A 16,318-nucleotide genomic window follows, 5' to 3' on the forward strand; every position below is an offset into this window, starting at 1 on the left:
TCCGCTACAATCAGGTTTTTCCAGGTCACCAACATTCAGACATTATGATCAAGGGCAGCATAGTAGCAATCGTCACTCCAATGCACGAAGATGGCAGTCTCGACCTGCCTGCGCTGCGTAAACTCATCGACTGGCACTGCGCCGAAGGCACGGACGGCATCGTCATCGTCGGCACCACGGGCGAATCGGCGACCGTCAATGTCGACGAGCACTGCGCGCTGATCAAGCTGGCCGTCGAGCACGCGGCCGGTCGCATGCCAATCATCGCCGGCACGGGTGGCAACTCGACGGAAGAGTCGATCACGCTCACGCGCTTCGCCAAGCAGGCCGGCGCCGACGCCGCCCTGGTGGTGGTGCCGTATTACAATCGCCCCACCCAGGAAGGCATGTACCGCCATTTCAAGGCGATTGCCGAAGCGGTCGATCTGCCCATCATCCTGTACAACGTGCCGGGCCGCACGGTGGCCGACATGAACAACGACACGGTGCTGCGCCTGGCCGCGATTCCAAACATCGTCGGCCTGAAAGACGCCACCGGCAACATTGGCCGCGGCGCCGAACTGCTCAAACTGGCGCCGAGCTCGTTTGCCGTGTATTCGGGCGACGATCCGACCGCCATCGCGCTGATGCTGCTCGGTGGTGCCGGCAATATTTCCGTCACCGCCAACGTGGCCCCGCGCGGCATGCACGAATTGTGCGTGGCGGCGATGGCCGGCGATATCGCCGGCGCCGTCGCCATCAACAATCGCCTCATGCCCCTGCACGCGAAACTGTTTGTCGAGCCGAACCCGGTGCCCGTCAAATGGGCGCTGGCAGAAATGGGCATGATGCCTGCTGGCCTGCGCTTGCCGCTGGCGCCCCTGGCCGAAGAATTCCACGCCACCGTCAGAGGCGCTTTGCGCGATGCCGGTGTGTTGCCGCCGACTTGAGTTTGCCCGCTTCGCTTTCGTCACCCCTTTATTCTGATTCCCGCTGTTTGGTCACTTATTTCAGCACTTACTTCGTTACGACATGACAAAACGCACCATTATCGCCCCGGCCGCCAAGCAAGGTCTCGTCCTCTCCGCGCTGCTCGTCAGCCTGACCGGCTGCACCTTTGTCGGTTCGGTGTTCGAGTCGGACAAGCTCGACTATCGCGCCTCGAAGAAAGCGCCGCCGCTGGACATTCCGCCCGATCTGACCCAGATGCAGAAAGACAACCGCTACGCCATCCCCGATGGCCGTGGCGTGGCCAGCGCATCGAGCTACCAGAAGGGCGCTGCGCCGGCCGGCATGCCGCAAGCGGGCGCCACCGAGACGGTGGGCCTGGCCAGCACGGCCGCGGTCAAGGTCGAGCGCAACGGCAACCAGCGCTGGCTGGTGGTCAAGCAGACGCCGGAGCAGTTGTGGCCGCAGCTCAAGCAGTTCTGGGCCGATTCCGGCTTCACCGTGGAAGAAGAATCCGCCACCACGGGCGTGATGGAAACGAACTGGGCGGAAAATCGCTCGAAGATTCCCCAGGACGTCCTGCGCCGCACGCTGGGCCGGGTGTTCGATTCGGCTTATTCGACGGGCGAACGCGACAAGTACCGCACCCGCCTCGAGCGCGCGGCCGACGGCAGCACCGAGATCTATATCAGCCACCGCGGCGCCGAAGAAGTGCTGACGGGCCCGTCCAAGGAAATCACCCAGTGGACGGCGCGGGCAAATGACCCGGGCCTGGAAGCGCAGTTCCTGGCCAAGCTGATGGCGCGCCTGGGCGGCGTCACCGACGTCAAGACCACCACCGCGCAAGTGCAGAACGCGCCCGTGCAGGCCACCCATGCCAAACTGGTGGGCTCGACGGTCGAAGTCGACGAGGGTTTCGACCGCGCCTGGCGCCGCGTCGGCCTGGCGCTCGACCGCGTCGGCTTCACGGTGGAAGACCGCGATCGGGTCAATGGCGTGTATTTCGTGCGCTATGTCGATCCAGACCTGATCGGCAGCACGGGTTTCCTGAAGAAACTGTTCACCTTCGGCGCCGCCAGCGACAAGGAAAAAGAAGCCCAGCGCTATCGCATCGCCGTCAAATCGGCGCCGAACGCGACCGTCAGCACGGTGTCCGTGATGACCAACGACGGCAAGGCCGAAACGGGCCCGACCGGCACGAAGATCCTGCGCCTGCTCGGCGACGAACTGAAGTAAGCAGCCTTGCTGCAACAAAAAAGCAGGCCTGCGGGCCTGCTTTTTTTCGTCCGCACGCGCAGGGCAGGCGTGCAGGCGTAAAAAAACCGGCCATCAGGCCGGTCAAGCAGTGCGCTACTTTCCCGGGCTGCGGGGCCCAGGCGCATTCATGAATGCGAAGAGACAAAAAAACCGGCCCAAGGGCCGGTTTGATTTGCCAAAGGCAAATATTACTTAGCAGCGGCCGAAGCAGCGGTAGCAGCAGCCGAAGCGGCGGTGCTAGCAGCAGCGGTTGCGTCAGCAGCAGCCGAAGCGGCGACCGAAGCGGCAGCAGCGGCTTCAGCAGCAGGAGCTGGTGCAGCTGCTGGTGCAGGAGCGGCTTCAACGACTGGAGCTGGAGCAACAACAACTGGCTCTTCTTTTTTGCTGCAAGCAGCCAGAGCGATAGCCATCAGGGAGACGATCAGCAGGGATTTTTTCATGGGTTTTCCTTTAATTTTTCAAAAAGTAGAGACGACTGTTATTGCGATGAATAATTACCGGTAATTATCGCTCGTTAGGGAATTCGCGTTAGCTTTCGTACCTGTAATGGTGCCTGACAGACAACGGAAACTTCCTAACCCGATATTATAGCTAAATTTGGTGCTTCGCAATAGCGTAGCGATGCCTTTATGTAATTTTCCCGGGCGATAAGAGACTTCATTTTGTAACAATATGTTTACACCCGTATAAGGGCCATGCGCAATGGGTCCGGCTACAGCGAAAATTCGGTCTTGAACGTGCTGCACACTTACAATCCGGTCGCCGTGCCGGCCAGGGTGGGACGCGATTCCAGCCACAGGGCGGCGAAGCGCTGGGCGCTGATATCGACGGCGGCGGGGTCGTCGACACGCACTTCACCGCGCATGTGGTCGCAATGGAAACGCCGCACGATGTGTACGCCGTCGCCGATACAGAATGAATCGGTCAGTATGCGCAAACCCGGCGGGGTGGCGCGGCAGGCGATGCGGTGGCCGAACTGGCGCAGCAGGAGCAGGAAGCGGGGGCAGTCGCGCTCGATGTGGGTGGTCTCGTGCAGGGCCAGTTCGATGCTGCCGCCCTTGCCCAGAAACCCGCGCAGGGCGGCGTCGACCCGGGCCTCGCCCAGCGGCAGCGCGGTGAAGTCGGGATCGAACAGTTGCAAGGTGCGCGTGGAAGCGCCGACGACGTCGAGGAAGGCGGCGCCGAAGCGGGCCCGCGTGTCGAACAGGGGGGATGCTGGTGGCGTCGCTTCCACGGCAGGTCTCCTTAGCCCAGCACCAGCCAGCCGTCCTGGTACCAGGTGTAGAGCGCTTCGACGACATCGTCGGAGGCGCCCGCCAGCGCGGCGCCGTCCAGCGCGCGCTCATTGGCCAGCGCTTCGAGTACCCGCTTGTCGTTGCGGCCGACGGCAAACGACTCGCCGTTGATGAACACGTGTTTGCCGCGGTACAGCATCTGGCTTTTCAGCGACAGGGCCACGCCCCGCTTGGCAATGGTGTCGATGAAGCGGCCCATGGTCAGCGGTTTTGCCGGTCCCGTGAAGAACACATTGTGCTTCGGCTCCGACAGGTATTCGCCGACGAAGATGGTGATGTCTTCTTCGTCGAAGCGGACCTTGTTCATCTCTTCGGTGATGGTGGCGAGCATGTGGCGGGGAATTTCCGCCGGCTTGCTCGACAGTTCGAGCGCGGGATCGGCGTAGCGGCCCGGCAGGTCGATCGAGTCGGCCATGAACTGCAGGAAGGCCTCGCCCAGTTCCTGGTAGGACGGCGTACGAAAACCGATCGAATAGGTCATGCAGTCGCCGACGGCGACGCCGTCGTGGGCGTAGTGGGGCGGCAGGTACAGCATGTCGCCCGCTTCAAGCACGAATTCTTCGTCGGCCTCGAAGTTTTGCAAAATCTTCAGAGGCATGCCTTCCACCAGCGACAAGTCTTTCTGCGCCGAAATGCGCCAGCGCCGCGTGCCTTGCGCTTGCAGCAGGAACACATCGTAGCTGTCGAAATGGGGGCCGACCCCACCGCCGTCGGTGGCGAAGCTGATCATCAGGTCGTCCAGGCGGGCATCGGGAATGAAGCGGAACTGGCGCAGCAAGGCATCGGCCTTGGCATCGACCAGGTTGACGCCCTGCACCAGCATGGTCCAGCCAGCCTGGCTGCGGGCCGGCAGTTGCGCCAGCGGGCCGTGCTGCATGTTCCACTGGCCGTCGGTGTTGGTGATCAGGCGCGATTCGACGAAATTTTCAGCCGCCATCCGGGTGAGCGCGTCGAAACCGACCAGCGGCTTCATGCCTGGCACAGCCTGGCGGATCAGCAGCGGTTTTTTATGCCAGTAGTCGCGCAGGAACTGGGCCGGCGTCAGGTCGCCGAGAAGGGGAAGTTTTTTCATGCGCCATTATAACCGCGCAGTATGGCCGAACCGGTGGGCGAGGGTATAATCTGCGTGCTCAAAACATAGAAAGGGTAGCACGATGAAGATTGGCAAAAACACCGTCGTCACGGTCAAATACAAACTGTCTGACGCACAGAACAACCTGATCGAAGACGGCAATCAGCCCATGGTCTACCTGCACGGCGGCTACGAAAACACGCTGCCGAAAATCGAAGAAGAACTCGACGGCAAGGAACTCGGCTACGCCGCCACCATCCAGGTCGAACCGGACGACGCCTTCGGCGACTACGATCCGGCGCTGGTCAAGGTCGAACCGCGCGATCGCTTGCCGGAACCACTGGAAGTGGGCATGCAGTTCGAAGGCATGCCCGACGGCTCGGAAGGCGACGATGAAGCGTTGATCTTTACCGTCACCGACATCGCCGACGACAAGGTTGTACTCGACGGCAATCACCCGCTGGCCGGCATGGCCCTGCGCTTTGAACTGGAAGTGGTCGACGTGCGCGCAGCGAGCGACGAAGAAATCCAGCACGAACACGTGCACGGCGCCCATGGCCACCACCACGGCCATGACGACGGCGACGACGACAGCGCCGGCGACGAGTTCCGCTCGCATCCGGTGCATTAAACCGCACAACAGGCTGGCCTTGTAACATGAAAAAGGGGGCGGACACCAGGTGTTCGCCCCCTTTTTTTCAGCCCTGCGGGCACTATTTCTCGTCCGCCGCCCCCTGCAGGGTGAACAGGCGCGCCGTCCCCGGGGCCACCGTCACCTCGACCGCCTGCGCCCCCAGGCTCAGGTGGCCCAGGTTGCCGCGCCACTCGATGGCGGGCACCGCCTTCGGCGCGGCCAGGTCGGTATCGACCAGCAGCACCTTGCCCTCGTACTTGGCCGCCAGCGTGGCGATTTGCCGGCGCGGCACGTCGAAGCCGTCGGCCTTGCTGCTGGCCCGGTCGAGCAGGGCGCGCAGCCCCGTGCGCTGCGCCAGCGCCTTGACGTCGCCTTCCGAAAACAGCACCACCGCTTGCAGCTTTTCCCGCTTGGCCATGGCGAACAGGCGGTTGAGCCAGAAGCGGTTGGCCACCAGGCGGTCCTCGAACTCGCTGTTGCGGCCCGCCTCGGGGCGGAAGTGGTTGTTGTTGGCGGGCAGATTGACGGTGGCGTACAGCACGTCGCCCACCTGCCAGTGGGCATTTTCAGCGTAGCTGCGAAACTTGGCACTGCTCGACAGGCGCGTCACGGGCAGCTTGCGCACGCCCAGCGACAGCGGCTCGCCGAAAAACAGTTCGCGCAGGCGGTTCAGGCGATCGATGGCCACCGAGCGGCCGGCCGAGTTCTTGCATTCGCTCCAGTCGGTGCTTGAGGGCAGCACGATTACGGGGCGCCTGGCGTCATCGAGCAGCTCGCGTCGCCGCGCATACAGGCGATCGCTGCAGGGCTCGTTGACGCCCTTGATGCCGGTGACGACGACAAACGCCAGCGCCGCCTCGCTTTCGTCGGCCAGCGCCTGCTTCAGGCGCGCTTCGCCGCCGCCGGCCGATTCATCGGCATGAAAGCTGTGGCCGATGATGCCGAACTGGTGGCGCGCGGGATCGACCTTGGCGGCGCTGGCCGCCTTGCGGGGCGCGCCCTGGGCCGTCGCCATCGCCGGCACTGCCACCGCCAGCACCGCCAGCGCCGTCGCCGCACCGAGCGCGAGGCGGCGCATCAGGCGGCCAGGCGCTTTAACTGGTACAACTGCTCGAGCGCCTCGCGCGGGCTCATGGCGTCCGGGTCGAGCGCGTCGAGCGCGGCGCGCAGGGCCTGGTGGCCGGCCCGGTCGGCGTCGTCATTGTCGTCGTCGCCGTCATGGCCGATGGCGTCGTCGGCGGCGTCCGGCTCGACGCAGGGCAGGGCGAACAGGTCGAGCTGGGCGGTGCTGTCGAGCGCCTGCGATTCGAGCCGCGCCAGGTGCTTGCGGGCGGCCTTGATGACGGCGGGCGGCACCCCGGCCAGCTGCGCCACCTGCAGGCCGTAGCTTTGCGACGCCGGCCCGGCCTGCACCGCGTGCAGGAATACGATGCTGTCCTTGTGCTCGACCGCCGACAGGTGCACATTGGCGGCGCTGGGATGGCTTTCGGGCAGCTGGGTCAATTCAAAATAATGGGTGGCGAACAGGGTGAAACTGCGGCTGACGTCGATCAGGTGGCGGGCGATCGCCCACGCCAGCGCCAGGCCGTCGAAGGTCGAGGTGCCGCGCCCCACTTCGTCCATCAGCACCAGCGAGCTGGCGGTGGCGCCGTTGAGGATGGCGGCCGATTCCGTCATCTCCACCATGAAGGTCGAGCGCCCGCCGGCCAGGTCGTCGGTGGCGCCGATGCGGGTAAAGATGCGGTCGATGGGGCCAATGGTGGCGGCCACCGCCGGCACGTAGCTGCCGACGTAGGCGAGCAGGGTGATCAGGGCGACCTGGCGCATGTAGGTCGATTTACCGCCCATGTTGGGGCCGGTGATGAGCAGCAGGCGGCGCTCGTCGGAAAAGCCGCAGTCGTTGGCGATGAAGCGTTCGATCTGCGCTTCGACGACGGGGTGGCGGCCCTCGCGGATGTCCAGGCAGGGCTCGGCCACCAGCTGGGGCGCGCACCAGTTGCGCTCGAGCGCGTGGGCGGTCAGGGCGGTGAGGGTGTCGAGCTGCGCCAGCGCCCCGGCGATGTGCTGCAGGAGGGTGATGTGGGGCGCCAGGTCGGCCAGCAGCAGCTCGTACAGGGCCTTTTCGCGCACCAGCGCCTTGTCCTGCGCCGACAGGGCCTTGTCCTCGAACAGCTTGAGTTCGGGGGTGATGTAGCGCTCGGCGTTTTTCAGGGTCTGACGCCGGCGGTAATCGTCGGGCACCTTGTCGGTCTGGCCGTGCGTGACCTCGATATAAAAGCCGTGCACGCGGTTGTATTCGACGCGCAGGTTGGCGATGCCGGTGCGGGCGCGCTCGCGCGTTTCCAGGTCGACCAGATAGGCGCCGGCGTTGTCGGACAGGCCGCGCAGTTCATCGAGTTCGGCGTCGAAGCCGGGCGCAAAGACGCCGCCGTCGCGCACCATCGCCGCCGGCTCTTCGGCCACCGCGCGCGTGAGCAGGTCGAGACAGGCGGTGGGGGTGGCCAGCGCCGCGTGGATGGTGCACAGCAGGTCGGGCGTGCCGGCGACAAAACTGTGTTCGACGTGCTGGCGCAGCGCGGGCAGCTGGCGCAGGCCGTCGCGCAGGCTGGCCAGGTCGCGCGGGCGGGCGCTGAGCAGGGCCACGCGGGTGGTGATGCGTTCGATGTCGGGCACCTTGGCCAGCGTGCTGGCGAGCGCCGCGCTGGTGTCGCTCGCGGCCAGCGCCGCGATCGCCTGGTGGCGCGCACGCGCCACCGCCTGGTCGCGCCGCGCGTGGTGCAGCCAGTGGCGCAGCATGCGCGAACCCATCGCCGTGCGGCAGTGGTCGAGCAGGGAAAACAGGGTGGGCGCTTCCTGGCCGCGGATGGTCTCGGTCAGCTCGAGGTTGCGGCGGGTGGCGGCGTCGAGGCCGATGAATTCGTGTTCGGTCTCGCGCGTGAGGCTTTTCACGTGCTGCAGGCCGCGCCCCTGGGTCGCTTGCGCGTAGCGCAGCAAGGCGCCGGCGGCGCCGAAGGCGGCGCCCATGCCATCGGCGCCGAAGCCGGTGAGGGTGGCGACATTGAGCTGTTCGAGCAGGGCGCGGTGGCCGCCGACGACGTCGAAATGCCAGGCGGGGACGGTTTGCGTGTGGCCGGAAAACGCGCCGTCGTCAAACAGGTCGGCGCCGTCGCCGTACAGGATTTCGGCCGGCACGATGCGTTCGAGTTCCTGCTGCAAGCGCGCGCCGACGGTGCGGGCGTCGCCGGAAAACTCCATCAATTTGAGCACGCCCGAGGCCAGCGACAGCCAGGCCAGGCCGGTGGTGGCCACTTTGCGCTGGCTGATCACGCACACCGCCAGCAAGGGCCGTTCGGCCTTCTCCGGCAGCAGGTCGGTATCGGTCAGGGTGCCGGGCGTGACCACCCGCACCACCTTGCGCTCGACCGGACCCTTGCTGGTGGCGGGGTCGCCGATCTGTTCGCAGATGGCGCACGACTCACCGAGCTTGACCAGCTTGGCCAGGTAGGGATCGAGCGCGTGGAAGGGCACCCCGCACATGCGGATGGGCGCGCCGTTCGAGTTGCCGCGGCTGGTGAGCGTGATGCCGAGAATGCGCGCGGCTTTTTCAGCGTCGTCGTGAAACAGCTCGTAGAAATCGCCCATGCGATAAAACAGCAACATGGTCGGATAGTCCGCTTTGAGGCGCTGGTATTGGGCCATCATGGGCGTGACTTTTTCGGCGGCGCCCAGCTTGGCGGCGGCCTGGTTGATTTCGGTGGGAGCGGTGGTCATCGATGAGTATGTGGGAATGCGCAGCCACGCGGCTGATCCCGGCATTTTACCGTGGATGGGCGAGGGTGCCGTCCACTTTCAGCGCGACAGGGCGCGGCGCCACCGCGCCAGCGCGCACCAGACACGGCGCCTTTGGTTAGAATGGTGGTTCATCATCGAACCGAAGGTCGCAATGAAGCTGTCAATCCTGTCCATGGACCAATTGCACGCGCTCGACGCGGCGGTCACGCAAGCGCTGGCGAAGGACGCCGCCCGCGTCGAATCGCGCCGGCGCCTCGACGCAATCGAACAGATTTACGCGGTGGCGCACCGCCTCGGCATGCCGCTGGCGATGATACTCAACGGTGGCAAGGGCGTCAGCGGCGGCGCGCGCCGCGCCGCCGCGCACTACGAGGATCCGGCCAATCCCGCCAACCGCTGGGGCGGCGCGGGACCGCGGCCGGCCTGGCTGAAGGCGGCGCTGGCGGCCGGGGTGCGGCTCGAGAGCCTGCGCGGCTAAAACTGCGTCAGCCAGCCCGGCGGCGCCTCATTGGGCCCGCGGTAGCGCCACTTCCTGCTTGCGGGCGACGATGGCCTGGCCCAGCGCCGCCAGATCGAGCCCCGCCTTGCGCGCTTGCGGAAACATCTCGCCTTCCTCTTCGTCGACGTGATGTTCGATCTGCTCGGCCAGTACCTTCAGCTTGGCGTCGTACAGGTCGTCCTGCGGATCCATGCCGACGATTTGCGCAATGAGGTCCTTGGCCGAGGCGTGTTCGACCTGCGCTTCGTCGACCAGGTCCCCGGCGTCTTCGACGGCGGCGCGCACGGCCGGGTAAAAAATCTCTTCCTCGGCGGTGGCGTGCTTGGTCAGGGCCAGGCAGATCTCCAGCGCCAGGCGGCGCTTGCTGGCGATGGAACGATCGCTGAGCGCGTCGTAGGTGTCAAACATGCCACGGACTTCTTCGTGGTCTTGTGTCAACAAATCAATGGCGTCGATGGACGCGGCAGCGCCAGTAACGGGGCTGCTACTGGTGCTGGTCGATTTCGAGGTGCCTGCCATGGTGCGACTCCTTGTAGATATGAATCAAAAAAGAGCCAGGCGCACGCTGCGCCTGGCCCGGGGTGGCGGGTTTATTTGGAACGCGACCCGCCCGTGCCACCGCTGTCGCCCGACGCTTTGCCGCCGCCGCTGCCCGAGCCGCCGCTACCAGCGCTGCCGCCGCTGCCGCTCTGCTCATTGCCGTCGTTCTTGTGGCTCATCGAGCCTGCCTTGCGCGCCTCTTCGGAGGTGAATTCGTGGGCGTGGCCTGAAGCGTGCGCGGCCCGACCGCCCTCGGCGGCAATTTCACGCTGCTTGTCCGGGTCCATCGAGGCGAAGCCGCGGTTGCTGGTGTCGCCACTCTGGCGGCTGCCCTGATCGCTTTGACCACCCTGGCTGCCTTGATTGCCCTGGTTGGCCTGCTTGCCTTGCGTCCCCTGCTTGTCCGCCGATTTATCGTCGCTGCCCGATTTGCTGCCACTGTCCTTGTTCGTTGCCATGTCGATCTCCCGTTGTGATTGGATCAATGTCACCCGCATTGCCGCGGGCGCTTCCTGTGAAGGGAGTTCATCGTAGGGCCGGGCGCTGCCCGTCCATGTAGGAAGCTTTTTGAGCGTCGTGTAGGAGGGGCCCTCGCCGAAAAAGAACATTTTGTGGGGGCCATTGTTCGAGGAAAAGGAGGGGAGGCGCCCACGCGCCGGGCGGGGCCGGCAAAAACTATTTCGCAGCAAGGCTTGTGGCCTGCTTTCGATTGGGCTTAGAATCGACGCTGCCGCGCAAGCGGCAAACGCTAGGGGTCCTGCAATACGCGAAAGCGTGGCGCGGGTGAGAAACACCCTCTGAACCTGATCTGGATAATGCCAGCGAAGGGAAGCAACGTGATCGGGGGCCGTGCGCCGCCATCGCGCCCTCCTTTGCTGGCTCCTTATTTCGAGCCACCCAAAGGAGCCAACCACATGACCGTCACATCTCGCGCCAAGGCGCCGTTTTTATCGTCCACCGCCGTCGTCGACGACGCCGCCATCGCGCCGCTGCCGAACTCGCGCAAAATCTACGTGCAAGGCAGCCGCGCCGACATCCGCGTGCCCATGCGCGCCATCGCCCAGGCGGCCACCGGCGACGCCTTCGGCGGCGAAGCGAACCCGCCCGTGTATGTCTACGACACCTCCGGGCCCTACACCGACCCCGACGTTCGCATCGATATCCGTTCTGGCCTGGCCTGCCCGCGCACGCCGTGGATCGTCGAGCGCGACGACACGGTCGAGCTGCCAGGGCCCAGTTCCCGCTTCGGCGCCGAGCGCGCGGTCGATCCCGCCACCGCCGCCATGCGCTTTGATTTGCAGCGCAAGCCGCGCCGCGCCCGCGACGGCGCCAACGTCACCCAGCTGCACTACGCCCGGCGCGGCATCATCACGCCGGAGATGGAGTTCGTCGCCATCCGCGAAAACCTGCGCCGCAAGGAGTACCTGGCCGAACTCGAAGCGTCCGGCCCGATGGGCTACCGGCTGGCCGCAGTGATGGGGCGCCAGCATCCCGGCCAGTCCTTCGGCGCCGCCACCCCGGCCGAGATCACGCCCGAATTCGTGCGCGCCGAGGTGGCGCGCGGGCGCGCCATCATCCCCGCCAACATCAACCATCCGGAAGTCGAGCCGATGATCATCGGTCGCAATTTCCTCGTCAAGATCAACGCCAACATCGGCAATTCGGCGGTGAGCTCGTCGATCGGCGAAGAGGTGGAAAAGATGACCTGGGCGATCCGCTGGGGCGGCGACAACGTGATGGACCTGTCGACCGGTAAGCACATTCACGAAACGCGCGAATGGGTGATCCGCAACAGCCCGGTGCCGATCGGCACCGTGCCGCTCTACCAGGCGCTGGAAAAGGTCAACGGCAAGGCCGAAGACCTCACCTGGGAGATTTACCGCGACACCCTGATCGAACAGGCCGAGCAGGGCGTCGACTATTTCACCATCCACGCCGGCGTGCTGCTGCGCTACGTGCCGATGACGGCCAGTCGCCTGACCGGCATCGTTTCGCGCGGCGGCTCGATCATGGCCAAGTGGTGCCTGGCGCATCATCGTGAGTCCTTCCTGTACACCCATTTCGAGGACATCTGCCAGATCATGAAGGCCTACGACGTCGCCTTCAGCCTGGGCGACGGCTTGCGCCCCGGCTCGATCTACGACGCCAACGACGAAGCCCAGCTGGCCGAACTGAAGACCCTGGGCGAGCTGACCCAGGTGGCGTGGAAGCACGACGTGCAGGTGATGATCGAAGGCCCCGGCCACGTGCCGCTGCACCTGATCCGCGAGAACATGGACCTGCAGCTCGATCAGTGCATAGAGGCGCCGTTCTACACGCTGGGGCCCCTCACGACCGACATCGCGCCCGGCTACGACCACATCACCTCGGGCATCGGCGCGGCCACCATCGGCTGGTACGGCACCGCCATGCTGTGCTACGTCACCCCCAAGGAACACCTTGGGCTGCCCGACAAGGACGACGTCAAGGACGCCATCATCACCTATAAAATCGCTGCCCACGCGGCCGACCTGGCCAAGGGCCACCCGGGCGCCCAGATCCGCGACAACGCCCTGTCGAAGGCGCGCTTCGAATTTCGCTGGGACGACCAGTTCAACCTGGGCCTCGATCCCGACAAGGCGCGCCTGTTTCACGACGAAACGCTGCCGAAGGAATCGGCCAAGGTGGCCCATTTCTGCTCCATGTGCGGGCCGCATTTCTGCTCGATGAAGATCACCCAGGAGGTACGCCAGTACGCCGCCACCCTGGGCCTGTCGGCGGGGGGCGCGGTGGCGCAGGGGATGCAGGTCAAGGCGGTCGAATTCGTCCAGCGCGGCGCCGAACTGTACCAGAAGGTATAGGGGCGGCCATGTGCGAATTTTCCCTCAACGGCGCGCCCTGCCAGCTGGCCGCCGGCAGCACCCTGCTCGACCTGGTCGAGTCGCTGGCGCTGCGCGGCCAGGCGCTGGCGCTGGCGGTCAACCGCAGCGTGGTGCGGCGCGCCGACTGGCCGGCGCGGACCATCGCCGACGGCGACCGCGTCGAGGTGGTGCGCGCCATCGGCGGCGGCTGAACGGCCGCATCGATCTCCCCTGTGAACCCCATTCAAGGAAAGCCCTCATGCAAGCAACTACCCACGACGACGGCCTGACCATCGCCGGCGTCACCTATCAATCGCGCCTGCTGGTCGGCAGCGGCAAGTACCGCGACCTGGCGCAAACGCGCGCGGCGACCCTCGCCGCCGGCGCCGACATCATCACCGTGGCGATCCGCCGCGTCAATATCGGCCAGGACCCCACGGCGCCCAACCTGCTCGACGTGCTGCCGCCGTCGCAGTTCACGATCCTGCCCAATACCGCCGGCTGCTACACGGCGGCCGATGCGGTCTATACGCTGCAACTGGCGCGCGAACTGCTCGACGGTCGCAAGCTGGTCAAGCTCGAGGTGCTGGGCGACGAAAAGACCCTGTTCCCGCACATGCCGGAAACCCTGAAAGCGGCCGAAATCCTGGTGCGCGACGGCTTCGACGTGATGGTCTACTGCAGCGACGACCCGATCCAGGCCCGGCTGCTCGAGAGCATCGGCTGCGTGGCGGTGATGCCGCTGGCCTCGCTGATCGGTTCCGGCATGGGCATCGTCAACCCCTGGAACCTGTCCCTGATCATCGAGCAGGCGACGGTGCCGGTGCTGGTCGACGCGGGCGTCGGCACGGCCTCGGACGCGGCCATCGCCATGGAACTGGGCTGCGACGGCGTGCTGATGAACACGGCGATCGCCGGCGCGGGCGATCCGCTGCGCATGGCGCGGGCAATGAAACTGGCGGTGCAGGCGGGCCGCGAAGCGCGCCTGGCCGGGCGCATGCCGCGCAAGTTCGCCGCCGCGCCGTCCTCGCCCATGGCCGGGCGTCCCGCATGAGCACCATGCCCAATCTGACCCGGCCGACGGTGCTGGTGTTCGCCGGGCTCGATCCCAGCGGCGGCGCCGGCCTGGGCGCCGACCTGCTGGCCATCGCCGCGCTGGGCGCCCACGCGCTGCCGGTGGCCACCGCCATCACGGTGCAGGACAACGACCATGTGTTTGCGGTGACGGCGCTGGACGCCGCGCTGGTCGAGGCGCAGGCGATGGCGCTGGTGCGCAAGATGCAGGTGCACGCGGTCAAGCTGGGCATCCCCGGCAGCGTCGCCAACGCCGCCGCGATTGTCCGCGTGATCACGCTGCTGCGCCAGCGCCACCCGGGGCTGCCGGTGGTGCTCGACCCGGTGCTGGTGAGCGGCCACGGCGACGACCTGTCGCCACTGGCGGCGCTGGAACTGCTGCTGCCGCTGGCGAGCCTGATCACGCCGAACCTGCCGGAGGCGGCGGCGCTGGCCGGCGTCGCCGGCGGCGTCGAGGCGCAAGGGGCGGCCTTGCGGCGGCGCTGCCGCGGCGACGTGCTGATCACCGGCGGGCATGGCGCCAGCGGCGACGAGCGCAACCTGGTGATCAATCGCTGGTTCGGCCCCGCCAGCGCGCGCAGCTGGCGCTGGCCGCGGCTGGCGGGCGCCTTTCATGGCAGCGGCTGCACGCTGGCGGCGGCAATTGCCGCCCGCCTGGCCTGCGGCGACGCCGTCGGCGCGGCGCTCGACACGGCCCAGCGCTACACCCACGAAGCGTTGGCCGAGGCGTTTTCGATCGCCTGCGGACAGCGCATTCCGGCGCGCTGCCAGCGGCTGTCGCGCTTGCCCCACGAGGAGCCGTTTTTATGATGAACGCCATGAACGCCATGAACAACAGGACCGGCCTGTACCTGGTCACACCCGACTGGGACGACACGGACCGGCTGCTCGCGTGCAGCGAGCAAGCGCTGGCCGCCGGCGTGGCCATGCTGCAGTACCGCCACAAGGGCGCCAGCGCGGCGCTGCGGCGCCGGCAGGCGGGCGAACTGCTGGCTTTGTGCCGGCGCTACGACACGCCGCTGGTCATCAACGACCACCTGGCCCTGTGCCTGGAACTGGGCGCCGATGGCGTCCACGTGGGCGGCACCGACGCCGGCGTGGCCGCGGCACGGGCGCAGCTGGGCGCGGCGGCGATCGTCGGCGCGTCCTGCTACGGCGAGCGGGCGCTGGCCGCTGGCGCGGCCGCCGACGGCGCCAGCTATGTCGCCTATGGCGGCTTTTATCCCTCGCGCGTGAAGCAATACGCGGTGAGCACGCAGGCCGACATCGTCGACTGGTCGAAGGCCCGCATCGCGCTGCCGCTGGTGGTCATCGGCGGCATGACGGCGGCGAACGCGGCGCCGCTGGTCGGGCGCGGCGCCGACATGGTGGCGGCCATTTCGAGCGTGTATGGCGCGCCCGACATCGCGGCGGCGGTGCGCGGCTTCGGCGCCTTGTTTGACCGCCGCGTTGACCGCCGCGTTGACAGCCGCACCGGCGCCACCTGAGTGGCTCAGGTCTCGCGCCTGGGCGCCATCTCGTCGAGCTGCGAAGCCAGCGACGGCTCGTCGGCGCTGACGCTGCACTTGCCCTCGTCGGCCGGTTCGCTGTCGAGCTGCAGGCGGCGCGCTTCCATGGCGATCATTTTGCGCAGGTTTTCCTTGTGCAGTTCGGCCAGCCGGCGCGTGCGGTGCAGCGCTTCGCCGCTGAAATCGACCTGCATCGGCGTCGCCGCCGGGAACACCAGCGAGGGCGCCAGCAGTTGCAGCATCTCGTGCACGCAGCCGGGGGTGGCCAGCGAATCGGCCAGCACCGCGGACGGTTGGGTCAGGGTGCGCAGGCGATGGTGGCGGGCGCGCTCGGCCACCACCTGGTGCATATAGGTGGAATGGCCGATCTGGGTGGCGATGCGCTCGACTTCCTGCATCGTTTCGGCCAGGGCGCCTAACGGCTGCTCGAGCCGGGCCGCCGCTTTCATAAAGCGCGCCGGATCGGCGCGCGCTGGATCGATGATCGGGTTCATGATGACGACTCCCGTAGTGCGGTAGGAGTGTCCATGGTGCGCCACTGGCGAATATTTTGCCGCACGCAATGTCGCCCGCAGAAATGCGTCTGGGCACGCGGATTGGTCGAAGGAAAGCCGGGCGTTCCGTAATACCCGTGCCCGCCTTCGCTCAGGGCCAGCTCAGCGTTGGGCGTTGCACTGCGGTGAAGGCGTCGTCGCGGCGGCGGCGCCGTGCCACCAGCGCACCCGTACGGGCGCCGGCGGCGCGCCGGTCCCGCGGCGCGCGCGCCGCTTGTGCCGGGGCGGGCGTGGGCCCGGCCACCTGCTTGAGGTCGTTATCGATGCGCTGGGCCATGCTGGTCTCCTGGTAAACAGTCAGGGGTCCAGCTTAAAAGAACGCCCGG

General features: G+C 66.5%; 18 protein-coding genes and 1 riboswitch. Of the genes, 9 read left to right on the forward strand and 9 right to left on the reverse strand.

Annotated elements, in window-relative coordinates; genetic code table 11:
• Positions 1-44: 44 nt before the first annotated feature.
• Together dapA and bamC are read left to right on the forward strand one after the other, a co-directional pair.
• Complete coding sequence (dapA, locus tag ACP7EY_RS03805) at positions 45-929, forward strand: 4-hydroxy-tetrahydrodipicolinate synthase (protein ID WP_426190627.1); 885 nt, start codon at positions 45-47, stop codon at positions 927-929.
• Between the two features lie 82 nt (positions 930-1,011).
• Positions 1,012-2,163, forward strand: coding sequence for an outer membrane protein assembly factor BamC (gene bamC / locus ACP7EY_RS03810; RefSeq protein WP_426190629.1), 1,152 nt, complete (start codon positions 1,012-1,014; stop codon positions 2,161-2,163).
• A 209-nt stretch (positions 2,164-2,372) separates the two neighbouring features.
• On the opposite strand, the gene ACP7EY_RS03815 is transcribed toward bamC, so the two are convergent.
• The 3 genes from ACP7EY_RS03815 to ACP7EY_RS03825 form a co-directional block, all read right to left on the reverse strand.
• Positions 2,373-2,624, reverse strand: coding sequence for a hypothetical protein (locus ACP7EY_RS03815; RefSeq protein WP_426190631.1), 252 nt, complete (start codon positions 2,622-2,624; stop codon positions 2,373-2,375).
• 308 nt (positions 2,625-2,932) lie between these two features.
• Positions 2,933-3,418 carry a hypothetical protein gene (locus ACP7EY_RS03820; protein WP_426190633.1) on the reverse strand — a complete coding sequence of 162 codons (486 nt, stop codon included), beginning with the start codon at positions 3,416-3,418 and terminating at the stop codon, positions 2,933-2,935.
• Positions 3,419-3,429: 11 nt separating this feature from the next.
• The gene (locus ACP7EY_RS03825; RefSeq protein ID WP_426190635.1) at positions 3,430-4,551 is read right to left on the reverse strand and encodes a JmjC domain-containing protein; all 1,122 of its coding nucleotides are present in this window, start codon (positions 4,549-4,551) and stop codon (positions 3,430-3,432) included.
• A gap of 82 nt (positions 4,552-4,633) precedes the next feature.
• Between ACP7EY_RS03825 and ACP7EY_RS03830 the strand changes: the two genes are divergently transcribed.
• Positions 4,634-5,182, forward strand: a complete 549-nt coding sequence (locus tag ACP7EY_RS03830; RefSeq protein ID WP_426190637.1) for an FKBP-type peptidyl-prolyl cis-trans isomerase — start codon at positions 4,634-4,636, stop codon at positions 5,180-5,182.
• Positions 5,183-5,264: 82 nt separating this feature from the next.
• Here ACP7EY_RS03830 and ACP7EY_RS03835 read toward each other — a convergent pair whose 3' ends face one another.
• Positions 5,265-6,263, reverse strand: coding sequence for a hypothetical protein (locus ACP7EY_RS03835; protein ID WP_426190639.1), 999 nt, complete (start codon positions 6,261-6,263; stop codon positions 5,265-5,267).
• The gene (gene mutS / locus ACP7EY_RS03840) at positions 6,263-8,956 is read right to left on the reverse strand and encodes a DNA mismatch repair protein MutS (RefSeq protein WP_426190641.1); all 2,694 of its coding nucleotides are present in this window, start codon (positions 8,954-8,956) and stop codon (positions 6,263-6,265) included. The genes ACP7EY_RS03835 and mutS overlap by 1 nt, the downstream gene beginning before the upstream one ends.
• 172 nt (positions 8,957-9,128) lie before the next feature.
• Here mutS and ACP7EY_RS03845 point away from each other — a divergent pair, with 172 nt between their 5' ends.
• Positions 9,129-9,455, forward strand: coding sequence for an H-NS family nucleoid-associated regulatory protein (locus tag ACP7EY_RS03845; RefSeq protein WP_426190643.1), 327 nt, complete (start codon positions 9,129-9,131; stop codon positions 9,453-9,455).
• 27 nt (positions 9,456-9,482) lie between these two features.
• Here ACP7EY_RS03845 and ACP7EY_RS03850 read toward each other — a convergent pair whose 3' ends face one another.
• Together ACP7EY_RS03850 and ACP7EY_RS03855 are read right to left on the reverse strand one after the other, a co-directional pair.
• Positions 9,483-9,995 (reverse strand): hemerythrin domain-containing protein, encoded by a 513-nt coding sequence (locus ACP7EY_RS03850; RefSeq protein ID WP_426190645.1) that lies wholly within the window; start codon positions 9,993-9,995, stop codon positions 9,483-9,485.
• Positions 9,996-10,066: 71 nt separating this feature from the next.
• A complete protein-coding gene (locus ACP7EY_RS03855; RefSeq protein WP_426190754.1) occupies positions 10,067-10,303 on the reverse strand; it encodes a KGG domain-containing protein in 237 nt (78 codons plus the stop codon).
• A gap of 453 nt (positions 10,304-10,756) precedes the next feature.
• A riboswitch (TPP riboswitch) is annotated at positions 10,757-10,863 on the forward strand.
• 67 nt (positions 10,864-10,930) lie between these two features.
• On the opposite strand from ACP7EY_RS03855, the gene thiC reads away from it, so the two are divergent.
• The 5 genes from thiC to thiE are packed head-to-tail and all read left to right on the forward strand — an operon-like array spanning position 10,931 to position 15,417.
• Positions 10,931-12,856 (forward strand): phosphomethylpyrimidine synthase ThiC, encoded by a 1,926-nt coding sequence (gene thiC, locus ACP7EY_RS03860; RefSeq protein WP_426190647.1) that lies wholly within the window; start codon positions 10,931-10,933, stop codon positions 12,854-12,856.
• An 8-nt stretch (positions 12,857-12,864) separates the two neighbouring features.
• Positions 12,865-13,068: a sulfur carrier protein ThiS gene (gene thiS / locus ACP7EY_RS03865; protein WP_426190649.1), complete on the forward strand. Its 204-nt coding sequence runs from the start codon at positions 12,865-12,867 to the stop codon at positions 13,066-13,068.
• A gap of 47 nt (positions 13,069-13,115) precedes the next feature.
• Positions 13,116-13,910, forward strand: a complete 795-nt coding sequence (locus ACP7EY_RS03870) for a thiazole synthase (RefSeq protein WP_426190651.1) — start codon at positions 13,116-13,118, stop codon at positions 13,908-13,910.
• Positions 13,907-14,740 carry a bifunctional hydroxymethylpyrimidine kinase/phosphomethylpyrimidine kinase gene (thiD, locus tag ACP7EY_RS03875; protein ID WP_426190653.1) on the forward strand — a complete coding sequence of 278 codons (834 nt, stop codon included), beginning with the start codon at positions 13,907-13,909 and terminating at the stop codon, positions 14,738-14,740. The genes ACP7EY_RS03870 and thiD overlap by 4 nt, the downstream gene beginning before the upstream one ends.
• 8 nt (positions 14,741-14,748) lie before the next feature.
• On the forward strand, positions 14,749-15,417 hold the full coding sequence (gene thiE / locus ACP7EY_RS03880) for a thiamine phosphate synthase (RefSeq protein ID WP_426190756.1): 669 nt from the start codon (positions 14,749-14,751) through the stop codon (positions 15,415-15,417).
• 5 nt (positions 15,418-15,422) lie between these two features.
• Here thiE and ACP7EY_RS03885 read toward each other — a convergent pair whose 3' ends face one another.
• Both ACP7EY_RS03885 and ACP7EY_RS03890 read right to left on the reverse strand, forming a co-directional pair.
• On the reverse strand, positions 15,423-15,932 hold the full coding sequence (locus ACP7EY_RS03885; protein ID WP_426190655.1) for a hypothetical protein: 510 nt from the start codon (positions 15,930-15,932) through the stop codon (positions 15,423-15,425).
• Between the two features lie 151 nt (positions 15,933-16,083).
• On the reverse strand, positions 16,084-16,269 hold the full coding sequence (locus tag ACP7EY_RS03890) for a hypothetical protein (protein ID WP_426190657.1): 186 nt from the start codon (positions 16,267-16,269) through the stop codon (positions 16,084-16,086).
• Positions 16,270-16,318 lie beyond the last annotated feature (49 nt).

The organism is Massilia sp. DWR3-1-1 (assembly GCF_049898325.1).
Classification (GTDB): domain Bacteria; phylum Pseudomonadota; class Gammaproteobacteria; order Burkholderiales; family Burkholderiaceae_D; genus JAFCUW01.

Coding starts and splice junctions, on each gene's coding strand:
- bamC (WP_426190629.1), top strand. CDS start 1,012: ATGACAAAACGCACCATTATCGCCCCGGCCGCCAAGCAAGGTCTCGTC.
- ACP7EY_RS03850 (WP_426190645.1), bottom strand. CDS start 9,995: ATGGCAGGCACCTCGAAATCGACCAGCACCAGTAGCAGCCCCGTTACT.
- ACP7EY_RS03890 (WP_426190657.1), bottom strand. CDS start 16,269: ATGGCCCAGCGCATCGATAACGACCTCAAGCAGGTGGCCGGGCCCACG.
- thiD (WP_426190653.1), top strand. CDS start 13,907: ATGAGCACCATGCCCAATCTGACCCGGCCGACGGTGCTGGTGTTCGCC.
- thiS (WP_426190649.1), top strand. CDS start 12,865: ATGTGCGAATTTTCCCTCAACGGCGCGCCCTGCCAGCTGGCCGCCGGC.
- ACP7EY_RS03825 (WP_426190635.1), bottom strand. CDS start 4,551: ATGAAAAAACTTCCCCTTCTCGGCGACCTGACGCCGGCCCAGTTCCTG.
- ACP7EY_RS03845 (WP_426190643.1), top strand. CDS start 9,129: ATGAAGCTGTCAATCCTGTCCATGGACCAATTGCACGCGCTCGACGCG.
- ACP7EY_RS03830 (WP_426190637.1), top strand. CDS start 4,634: ATGAAGATTGGCAAAAACACCGTCGTCACGGTCAAATACAAACTGTCT.
- thiE (WP_426190756.1), top strand. CDS start 14,749: ATGAACGCCATGAACAACAGGACCGGCCTGTACCTGGTCACACCCGAC.
- ACP7EY_RS03870 (WP_426190651.1), top strand. CDS start 13,116: ATGCAAGCAACTACCCACGACGACGGCCTGACCATCGCCGGCGTCACC.
- mutS (WP_426190641.1), bottom strand. CDS start 8,956: ATGACCACCGCTCCCACCGAAATCAACCAGGCCGCCGCCAAGCTGGGC.
- thiC (WP_426190647.1), top strand. CDS start 10,931: ATGACCGTCACATCTCGCGCCAAGGCGCCGTTTTTATCGTCCACCGCC.
- ACP7EY_RS03855 (WP_426190754.1), bottom strand. CDS start 10,303: ATGGACCCGGACAAGCAGCGTGAAATTGCCGCCGAGGGCGGTCGGGCC.
- ACP7EY_RS03885 (WP_426190655.1), bottom strand. CDS start 15,932: ATGAACCCGATCATCGATCCAGCGCGCGCCGATCCGGCGCGCTTTATG.
- dapA (WP_426190627.1), top strand. CDS start 45: ATGATCAAGGGCAGCATAGTAGCAATCGTCACTCCAATGCACGAAGAT.
- ACP7EY_RS03815 (WP_426190631.1), bottom strand. CDS start 2,624: ATGAAAAAATCCCTGCTGATCGTCTCCCTGATGGCTATCGCTCTGGCT.
- ACP7EY_RS03835 (WP_426190639.1), bottom strand. CDS start 6,263: ATGCGCCGCCTCGCGCTCGGTGCGGCGACGGCGCTGGCGGTGCTGGCG.